Here is a 9,477-nt window from a genome sequence, read left to right on the forward strand (position 1 = left end):
TGCAACACAATGATTGCAGTATGACAACAATAGTCCTGTTACTAATATAGATGATATATTGTAAGTCGTCTTGATAATTTTCTTATGCTATCGATAGTTAGCTTTTGTTGAACTGGTGAGGATAACGTGCATGGCACCCTGGTTACAAAGTGTGATAGGTTGGGTGGAAACCTATCAGGTTAATCTGATTATAAGCGCAGTGGTCATGCTGCTTTATGTGGCGGTGATCCGGGTAATTATTCCCCGACTGGAAAAAAATCTCGAGAGTAGCCGCGTAAAATCGACCAGTGCGTTAAAAGGGCTATTTGTAGCAAGAGTCATAGCCGGCGTCGTGACCTTTGCTGGTGTGCTGATGGCATGGGGCGTTGATTTTTCCGGCTTGCTGGTGTTATCGACTTCTATCATTACGCTGACCGGTGTGGCGCTGTTTGCAAGCTGGTCGCTCATTAGCAATATTACGGCGTACTTTATTCTTCTGACCAACGTCACGTACAGGCGCGGTAACGGAATTCGCATTCTCGACGGTGACAATTTCGTGGAAGGGGTGATTGCCGATATTAATCCTTTCAGTACCCGATTGGTCACCGCAGACCGCGAAACAATCCTTTATCCCAATAACCTGATCCTGACACGCCCGGTGTTGATTAATCCGAAGACGTCGTGGGGCAGTCTCGGGAAGATCGTACCGCAGTCGAAGGAAGCTGCACCGCCGGAAAAGCCTAAGCGAAAAGCGAAATCTACGTCGACTCCGCATCCCTGATATAGCGCACCATGCTTTGCAATAAGGCCCGTAATTTTGCGGGCTTCAGGGGCTTGGTCAGATAGTTCACGCCCTGAGCCTTACATCTGGCAACCAGTTCATCATCCTGTGTGGCAGTGATCAGCGATGCGGGCAAGACAATGTCCAGGTGCTGGCGAATGGCATCAATAAGATCCAGGCCGTTTTGATGCTGCGACAGTTGATAATCCATCAACAGTATTTGTGGTGAGAAATTATCCGCCTGGCGGATTGCCTCATCCCAGCTATTGGCGAGCATGACCGTGACGCCCCACTTTTCCAATACCGTTCGCAAGGCGTCGAGATTTTCCTGTTGGTCGTCAACGCACAGCACACGAAGTCCTTTAAACGTGGTGTTGCGGTTCGCAATTCCTGTAGCAGTGCGTTTGCGTGCCTGTGCTTTGGGCAGGGTCAATGAGAAGCTGCTTCCTTTGCCTTGTTCAGAACGTACCTGGATCTGACTTTTTAACTGTCCCGATAACCGTCGCACTACGCCCAGGCCCAGCCCAATGCCATGCTCGCGCGAGTCTCCGGTGCGATAAAAATCACTGAAGATGAGTCCCTGCTGCTCTTTTGAAATACCGATACCGGTATCCCTTACCGCGATATCAATGCATTCACCCTGCGTTCTGACGGTAATGAGAACTTTGCCTTTTTCGGTGTATTTTATGGCATTTGACAGCAGGTTCTGCACAATTCGGTACAAAAAGGTTTTATCTGCCAACGCCCAGCACGGCCGCAAACGCGATCGTAACTGCAGTCCTTTTTCCTGTGCGCGCATCGCCATTTCATCTATCAGCGGGGTCAGCAACGCAACAAGATCGACCGGCTCGATAGTAGGCCGAAGTTCTCCCTGATCGAGTCTGGCAATGTCCAGCAATGTGCCTATCAAGGCTTCACTGGAGCTGACACTATGATTAAGTTTGCGCACGATACTGACAACATTATCTGGCAAGCCGGCTTCTTCCAGCGCGGTAACATAAAGTTTGGCAGCATTAAGCGGTTGCAGTACATCATGACTGGCGAGCGCCAGGAACCGGGTTTTACTGGCATTGGCATCTTCCGCGGCTTTTCTGGCTCGAATAAGCTCTTTTTCGGCTTCGGAACGGCGCTCAATCTCCAGGCGTAATTCAGCATTGATAGAATGTACTTCTTCTGTGCGCTTTTTGATGCGTAGTTCTAAATCAATGTTGGACTCTTCCAGCGCCTGCTGGATTTCAACGTGGCCGGTTATATCGTTAAAGCTGGTTACGAAGCCCCCGCCCGGTAGCGGATTACCGACCATCTCAATAACCCTGCCGTCGCTGCGCTGGCGGGTAAAACGATGGGGCGTGCCGGTACGCAGGTGCTCCATACGCTTCTCTACCTGTTCCTCGACATCGCCGGGACCAAACTCGCCCTGTTCGGCGTTATATCGCATCAGCTTTTCAACTGGTGTGCCGACGTTAAGAAAGCCGTCCGGGTACTGATAAAGCGCGGCATACTGCTTATTCCATGCCACCAGATTAAGGTGCTTGTCGACCACACTAATGCCCTGATCCATGTTTTCAAGGGAGGTCAGAAGCGCTGTCATATTAAACTGCATCGCCTGCGTGGTATCGTCGAAAAAGTTGATGACTTCGGTAAAGTCGAGCTTTTTCCCCCGTAGCACGCTGTCGATAAGGGCCTTGGCCGAGGAGGCACCGATAACTCCCCCAAGTGCGCGTTCGCAGAAAGCCAGGAAGGGCTGGTCGGGAGACTGGCTGTTATTAAGCTTGCAGTGATTCAGTTGCTGGTATTCCTCAACCAGTTGCTGACACCGCCCTTCGCCCATAAACGTTGATAACAGCGTAATCAGGTCGGCAATGGTGACGTTAATATGTTGCTTTTTCGTTTGTGGGCCATTGCGCACCTCAGCAGGTGACACGAATGCCTCAGCCTGGATCCGGTCGATCAGTCGGGGTGGGGCGAACCAGGAGAATACAATATAGGCGAAGGTATTGGCAGCCAGGCTGAGTAGCGCTCCCTGACTGATCATTTCATTTTGCTCTATCCGCGGTACTTGCTCACCCACCAGTGGCAACACCAGCCACATCACCCAGATAATCAGTCCGAGTAGCAGGCCGGCATACACACCGTGGGCATGGGCACGCTTCCAGTACAGTCCACCAACTATCGCAGGCAGTAACTGAATCACCAGCGAAAACGCTATCAGGCCAATAGAATGCAGTGATTTTGCGCCCGTCATTTGCTGGTGGTACAAAAACGCCAGCAAGAGGATAAAACCAATCACAATCCGGCGAATTAGCTTGATGCGCCGGGAATAGTCTTTGTTACGGGCTGCGGGTTCACGGATAGCGAACAGGCGTGGCAGGATCACGTCGTTGGTCAGCATGGTGCTTAAGGTTAGTGTGGCTACAATGATCATTGCGGTAGCGGCAGACAAGCCGCCGATAAACACAATAATTTGCAGCAGCACCGACTCAGAATAAATTGCCAGCGACAATACATAGGAGTCTGGCTCAACATTGGCGCTTCCGAATATCGCGGTGCCAGCCATAGCAATGATCGGGATCACCGCAGCGATGATCGCCAGGTAAAGGGGAAACAGCCACCGCGCGGTTTTCAAATGACTCAGGCTAAGGTTATCAACAATGGCTACATGGAACTGACGCGGCAGACACAAAACCGCTGCAGCAGACATGATGGTTTGGGCAATAAAAGTAAAAGACCCGAACTGTGATACTGCTTTTTCAGCCAGAAATGGCGCGATGATTGGCCCTTCCTGAGAATTGTGCCAGGCGGTGTATCCCACAATAGCAACCAGAACCAGCGCCAGTAGTTTGATTGACGACTCAAATGCGATGGCGAGCATTAGTCCCCGGCGGTATTCGGTAACGTCCGTCTGCTTCGTACCAAAATAAATCGCAAATACCGCGATGAACGCGGTGGCGGCAATTACGATGTAGTCGCTGTCAGGCTGCTGTGTGAGCAATTGGAATGTACCGCCAATCGCTTTCAGCTGCAGTGCGATATACGGGATGGTGGCAAGTAACGCGATAAGCGTAACCAACAGGGCGACGAGCTGACGCTTACCATATCGTGATGCAATAAAATCGGCGATCGTGGTGATATGTTGCTTCTTACTGACCAGAGTGAGTTTGTAAATAAACCGATATCCCAACACGTATACCAACATCGGACCCAGTAAGATAGGCAGATAAATCCAGGTGTCACGGCTGGCCTGGCCGACCGCGCCAAAAAATGTCCACGCAGTACAGTAAATCGCGAGCGCAAGAGAATAGGTCGCGGGATGAGATGTCAGCCATCTTGCTGTTGGTGAGTTTTTATCGCCCCAGTTCGCAATATAAAAAAGCGTAAACAGATAAATCAGCCCGAGTGATACCCAACCTAATGTCATGCCTTTTCCTAACAGGTTTTTAACAAATCTGGTTGCATTATACGCAACCTCCTACGACCCGACCTACGACCATCGTCTCATTCCTAGATTGCAAAGGCAGGTCTAGAGTATACCCAATGCTTCTACCGGCGGGGTTTTTGCGCGATGTGAGGTCTGCGGACTGATATCGGGAACCACAAAAATCGCCTGAAAATCTCCCCGTTAGGAAAATGTAAAAATAAAACATCCACTTAACCTGACATGAGGACGGAAAGATGGCATTTAGAAATGATGACGACAAGAAGGCGTACTGGAAGGAGAATCTCTCCCTTCTCGCCAAATTGTTAGTTATTTGGTTTGTCGTGTCGTTTGGGGCCGGCATTTTATTCGTTGATGCGCTGGACCAGATACAGTTCTTCGGCTTTAAGCTGGGGTTCTGGTTTGCACAACAGGGTTCCATTTATGTATTTGTCGCTCTTATTTTTGTGTACATGGCAAAGATGAACGCGATGGATAAAAAATACGGCGTAGACGAGGAATAAACCGATGGACGTTCAATTACTCACATTCATCATTGTCGGTGCCTCTTTCGCACTGTATATCGGTATCGCCATCTGGGCGCGCGCCGGATCCACTAACGAGTTTTACGTTGCCGGTGGTGGTGTTCCACCAGTACTTAACGGTATGGCAACGGCTGCGGACTGGATGTCAGCCGCCTCGTTTATCTCAATGGCAGGTCTGATTTCCTTTATGGGATACGACGGTGCTGTCTACCTGATGGGGTGGACGGGCGGCTACGTCTTGCTGGCCCTGTGTCTGGCACCGTACCTGCGTAAATTCGGCAAATTCACTGTACCGGATTTTATTGGTGACCGCTACTACTCACAGACCGCGCGAACCGTTGCCGTGTTCTGTGCCATCTTTGTCTGTTTTACCTATGTTGCCGGCCAGATGCGTGGTGTTGGCGTGGTATTCAGTCGCTTTTTGGAAGTGGATATCGTGTCGGGCGTTATCATCGGTATGGCAATCGTATTCTTCTACACGGTACTCGGTGGCATGAAAGGCATTACCTATACGCAGGTAGCGCAATACTGTGTGCTTATCTTTGCTTACATCGTGCCTGTGGTATTCATCTCTATGATGGTAACCGGTCATATCCTGCCACAAACAGGTTTTGGTGCGACGCTCGCTGATGGGTCGGGGGTTTATATGCTGGACAAACTTGATCAGTTATCCACCGACTTGGGATTCAACGAATACACATCCGGCACGAAGAGTACTATTGATGTCTTCTTTATCACCTTCGCGCTGATGGTAGGTACGGCAGGCTTGCCACACGTTATCGTTCGTTTCTTCACAGTACCCAAAGTACGTGATGCACGTAAATCAGCTGGATGGGCATTAGTCTTTATTGCGATTCTGTATACCACTGCACCTGCACTGGCGTCTTTCGGTCGCGTAAACATGATTGAGACTATCAATGGCCCGGATCTGCAGGGAACCTCTTACGAGAACGCGCCTTCGTGGATTAAAAACTGGGAGAAAACAGGACTTATCCAGTTCGTGGATAAAAACGATGACGGCAAAATGTATTATGCCGCGGGCAGCGTGACGGATCCTAACAGTGCGAACGAAGTGAGTGTCGACCGCGATATCATGGTGCTGGCGAATCCGGAAATTGCGAATCTGCCTGCCTGGGTAATCGCTCTGGTGGCCGCTGGTGGGGTAGCTGCAGCACTGTCAACCTCAGCAGGCTTGCTGTTGGTTATATCCACGTCGGTGTCCCACGACTTGCTCAAACGTAACTTTATGCCGAACATTACCGACAAGGCCGAGTTGTTCTATGCCCGACTCGCAGCCGGTGTGGCCATTGTGATAGCGGGTTACTTTGGTATTAATCCTCCGGGCTTCGTGGCGCAGGTGGTCGCCTTCGCGTTCGGCCTCGCTGCCTCCAGCTTCTTCCCTGCTATCATTATGGGTATCTTCAGTACCCGTATGAATGATAAAGGTGCGGTTGCTGGGATGGTGTCAGGTATCGCATTCACGGCGGCTTACATTATTTACTTCAAGTTTGTGAACCCGACTGCCAATACTGCTGAAAACTGGTGGTTCGGTATCTCGCCTGAGGGTATCGGTACTCTGGGTATGATAGTGAACTTTGTGGTGGCATTCATCGTCTTCAAGGCGACAAAAGAAGCACCGCAGGAGATTCAGGACCTGGTAGAAAGCATCCGCTATCCGAAAGGTTCAGGCGAAGCGTCTGCTCACTAACCACTGAATAAATGAGTAAAAGGCTCACAATACTGTGAGCCTTTTTGATCCAGAACATAACCCGTGAAACCATCTGCCATTAATCTCAATACGATGGACGATGACACAGACAAATCTAAATGCGCCCGCGTAGCACATGTCGGATCTGTCAGTGAAAATTGAATGGTTATCCCGGTGATTTTTCACTACCAAAGATCACCGGGATAGGTATTACAGGACATGCCAATATGAGCGCGATACCACAACAGGTGATAGATTTTCTGAAGACGTCAGCGCCATTTGACAGGCTGGATGACGAGGATCGTCACCGGCTTGCTGAGCAGGCAAACCTGGTGTATCTGGTTGAAGATAACGCGGACGCGCTGCTTAAACAAAATGAAGGCCGTTTGTTTCTTATTCAAAGCGGTCAGTTCTCGGTGAAAGACTCCGATGGTCCACTTCGTCATCTCAGCGAGGGGGACTATTTTGGTTACCCGGGGCTTATTGATAAGGTCAGCTACCCGGTTCAGGTCACTGTAGACAAGCCCGGCTTAGTGTACTGCTTTACAGCAGCGGGCTTTGATGAGGCGCTGAATACACCGGACGTATCGGATTTTTTTCACGGTACGCGTTCTGAAGCATTGCAGAATCAGGCTGTTACCGAGTCTAACTCCATGTGGCTATATAAGCCGCTGTCTGACGTCGTTAATGGCGAACCTATAAAAGCTGATGTGCTAACTTCGGTGCGAGATGCTGCAGGGTTGATGACAGAAAAAAGAGTATCGTCACTGCTGATCACCCGCGAAAGTAAGCTTGCCGGCATTGTTACTGACAGGGATCTGCGTTCTAGAGTAGTGGCTGAAGGGTTCGATGTTACTGAGCCTGTTGAAGTCATCATGACGGAAAATCCCGCCATGATTACGCACAATCGAACCATGTTTGATGCAATGGCTATCATGAGTGAACGCAACATCCATCACCTGCCAGTTATCGACAGGCATTCCAGAGAGCCTATCGGGATGGTTACAGCCACAGATGTGATCCGACATCAGCGTGGTAATGTGTTGTTTATTATTGGTGAGCTGTCAAAAGCCGAGAACCTCTACGAATTGACGCGTTCTTCTTGGCAAATGCCGCATTATTTCGCAATGCATGCAAAGCGCCCGGGCGATTTTGATATCGCCGGCAAAGTACTGTCGCAGGCAACGGACATCATGACCCGCAAACTGATCCAGTTTTACCAGCGCGACCACGGCAATGCGCCAATGGCGTACTGCTGGATTGTATATGGCTCGCAGGCACGGGAAGACCAGACCATGGGCTCTGATCAGGATAACGGCTTGCTGCTGGCGCGGAAACCTGACGCGGATGAGGCAGAGTACTTTAAGGGCATGAGTGAATACGTCTGTGGCGGCCTGGCAAAGTGTGGAATAAAGCTGTGCGATGGTAACATTATGGCGTCAAACCCGGCGTTGCGACTATCGTTAGAAGAATCTATCGCTGAAGCAAGAAGCTGGGTTAAGCAGCCCACCAGTAAAGCCATTATGCACTTCAATATTTTCCTGGATGCCAGGGCCGCGGCTGGAGATTCCGAACTGTTGCGCGAGATGCAGGCAGCCAGAGCACCCTTACTGCAACAGAAAATGTTTTTAGCCGCGCTGGCGCGTCACGCGAATGAAGTGTCGGTGCCATTGTCGATGTTTCAAAAATTCGTGTATGAAAAAGGACGCAAACAAAAAGATTGTATCGATCTGAAAGTGAAGGCCATTGCGCTGATTAACAATCTGGTGAGGATTTATTCGTTGGCGAATGGACTTAAGATGCCGTCGACGCTCGGCAGGCTGGCCAGTCTTCCTGCAAATGCAGGGCTGTCGACAAGAGATGCTGATAATTTACGTGATATCTGGCTGTTTTTAAACCGGCTACGCTGGCGTCATCAGCTAACGAACAAAGTCACTGACAACTGCGTGTCGGTAAGCGACTTATCTTCCATCGAAAAACATCAGTTAAAAGCCGCTTTTAAAGCTATCGACCGCGCACAACAGGCGGTAGTGATGAAGTTTTCAGGCGGAATTTCGTAAATGGGACTGATAGATTGGTGGCAGGCACTGTGGCGGGGCGGCTCTGCTTCGCTGACGCCAAAGTGGCGTGGACGTAAATGGCACGATGTGCCTTTACTGGCTGTCGATTTGGAGCTGACATCACTGGATACCGCCAAAGCGGAAGTCACGTCAATTGGCTGGGTGGAAGGAAAAGTCGGGGAACTGGAGCTGAATTCCTGCTTTTACGAGGTCGTAAAAACCGACAAATCACTCGAACAGTCTCCGGTTATTCATGGTCTGACCGCAGAAGATATTGATGCCGGAACAAACGTGGAAGATGTATTGGATACGCTTAGGCCGTTCGCTGAAAGCCATGTTTGGGTATTGCATAATGCGACACTGGATTTAGGTGTTCTGGGTAAGCTATTTGACAGGCATAACATGCCGGTAGCTGAGATCCTCACTCTGGATACCCTGAAGCTGGCAGTGTATCAGCTTAAGAAGCAACACGATGTACTGCCGCCAAACAGTGCCACTCTGACTGTCTGCCGTCAGCGTCTGAATTTGCCTGCCGCACCGGCACACAATGCGCTGGATGATGCGGTAGCAACGATGCAGCTGTGGTTCGCGCAGTTTTATGACATGAACGGGGACAATGAAACCCTAATTGATGACTTTCTGCACACTCAGGCTATCGCGATGAAAAAAATCACAAAAAAGTGCAAACAGGACGTTGACAAAACTACGGACTCCGCGTAAATTGCGCTCCCACAACGCAGCAAGGTCAATACATTCTGACTACGCTCACGTTGCCCAGGTGGTGAAATTGGTAGACACGCTAGCTTCAGGTGCTAGTGGCCTCACGGCCGTGGCGGTTCAAGTCCGCCCCTGGGCACCATCCTTCTCAAAAATACTCAAAATATAATTCATAAAACAGCACAACAGATGTTTGGCTCTACCCCATAAACGGGGGATCAGCATTCATCTTACACGATTAATTACACCATCCCATCCGCAATGGGTCATTA

6 protein-coding genes and 1 tRNA gene are annotated in these 9,477 nt (G+C 50.1%); 6 read left to right on the forward strand and 1 reads right to left on the reverse strand.

Annotation, left to right across the window (positions count from 1 at the left end):
* Positions 1-130 precede the first annotated feature (130 nt).
* Entirely contained in the window at positions 131-760 is a 630-nt protein-coding gene (locus JKP77_RS20705) for a mechanosensitive ion channel family protein (RefSeq protein ID WP_218313076.1), read from the forward strand.
* On the opposite strand, the gene JKP77_RS20710 is transcribed toward JKP77_RS20705, so the two are convergent.
* Positions 738-4,178: a PAS domain-containing hybrid sensor histidine kinase/response regulator gene (locus tag JKP77_RS20710; RefSeq protein WP_218313077.1), complete on the reverse strand. Its 3,441-nt coding sequence runs from the start codon at positions 4,176-4,178 to the stop codon at positions 738-740. The two genes, JKP77_RS20705 and JKP77_RS20710, sit on opposite strands and share 23 nt — an antisense overlap.
* Before the next feature lie 254 nt (positions 4,179-4,432).
* Between JKP77_RS20710 and JKP77_RS20715 the strand changes: the two genes are divergently transcribed.
* The 5 genes from JKP77_RS20715 (at position 4,433) to JKP77_RS20735 (ending at position 9,347) form a co-directional block, all read left to right on the forward strand.
* Complete coding sequence (locus JKP77_RS20715) at positions 4,433-4,699, forward strand: DUF4212 domain-containing protein (protein WP_218313078.1); 267 nt, start codon at positions 4,433-4,435, stop codon at positions 4,697-4,699.
* Between the two features lie 4 nt (positions 4,700-4,703).
* Entirely contained in the window at positions 4,704-6,428 is a 1,725-nt protein-coding gene (locus tag JKP77_RS20720) for a sodium:solute symporter family protein (protein WP_218313079.1), read from the forward strand.
* Positions 6,429-6,655: 227 nt separating this feature from the next.
* Positions 6,656-8,488, forward strand: coding sequence for a putative nucleotidyltransferase substrate binding domain-containing protein (locus JKP77_RS20725; protein ID WP_218313080.1), 1,833 nt, complete (start codon positions 6,656-6,658; stop codon positions 8,486-8,488).
* A complete protein-coding gene (locus JKP77_RS20730; RefSeq protein ID WP_218313081.1) occupies positions 8,489-9,208 on the forward strand; it encodes a 3'-5' exonuclease in 720 nt (239 codons plus the stop codon). It abuts the gene before it with no gap.
* A gap of 52 nt (positions 9,209-9,260) precedes the next feature.
* Positions 9,261-9,347 (forward strand) — tRNA-Leu (locus JKP77_RS20735).
* The last annotated feature ends 130 nt before the right edge of the window (positions 9,348-9,477 follow it).

Source organism: Alteromonas antoniana (assembly GCF_019249295.1).
Taxonomy (GTDB): Bacteria; Pseudomonadota; Gammaproteobacteria; order Enterobacterales; family Alteromonadaceae; genus Alteromonas; species Alteromonas antoniana.

What these genes read in the sequence shown, in the direction of transcription:
- JKP77_RS20705 (WP_218313076.1), top strand. Translation starts at nt 131, where the DNA reads ATGGCACCCTGGTTACAAAGTGTGATAGGTTGGGTGGAAACCTATCAG.
- JKP77_RS20710 (WP_218313077.1), bottom strand. Translation starts at nt 4,178, where the DNA reads ATGACATTAGGTTGGGTATCACTCGGGCTGATTTATCTGTTTACGCTT.
- JKP77_RS20715 (WP_218313078.1), top strand. Translation starts at nt 4,433, where the DNA reads ATGGCATTTAGAAATGATGACGACAAGAAGGCGTACTGGAAGGAGAAT.
- JKP77_RS20720 (WP_218313079.1), top strand. Translation starts at nt 4,704, where the DNA reads ATGGACGTTCAATTACTCACATTCATCATTGTCGGTGCCTCTTTCGCA.
- JKP77_RS20725 (WP_218313080.1), top strand. Translation starts at nt 6,656, where the DNA reads ATGAGCGCGATACCACAACAGGTGATAGATTTTCTGAAGACGTCAGCG.
- JKP77_RS20730 (WP_218313081.1), top strand. Translation starts at nt 8,489, where the DNA reads ATGGGACTGATAGATTGGTGGCAGGCACTGTGGCGGGGCGGCTCTGCT.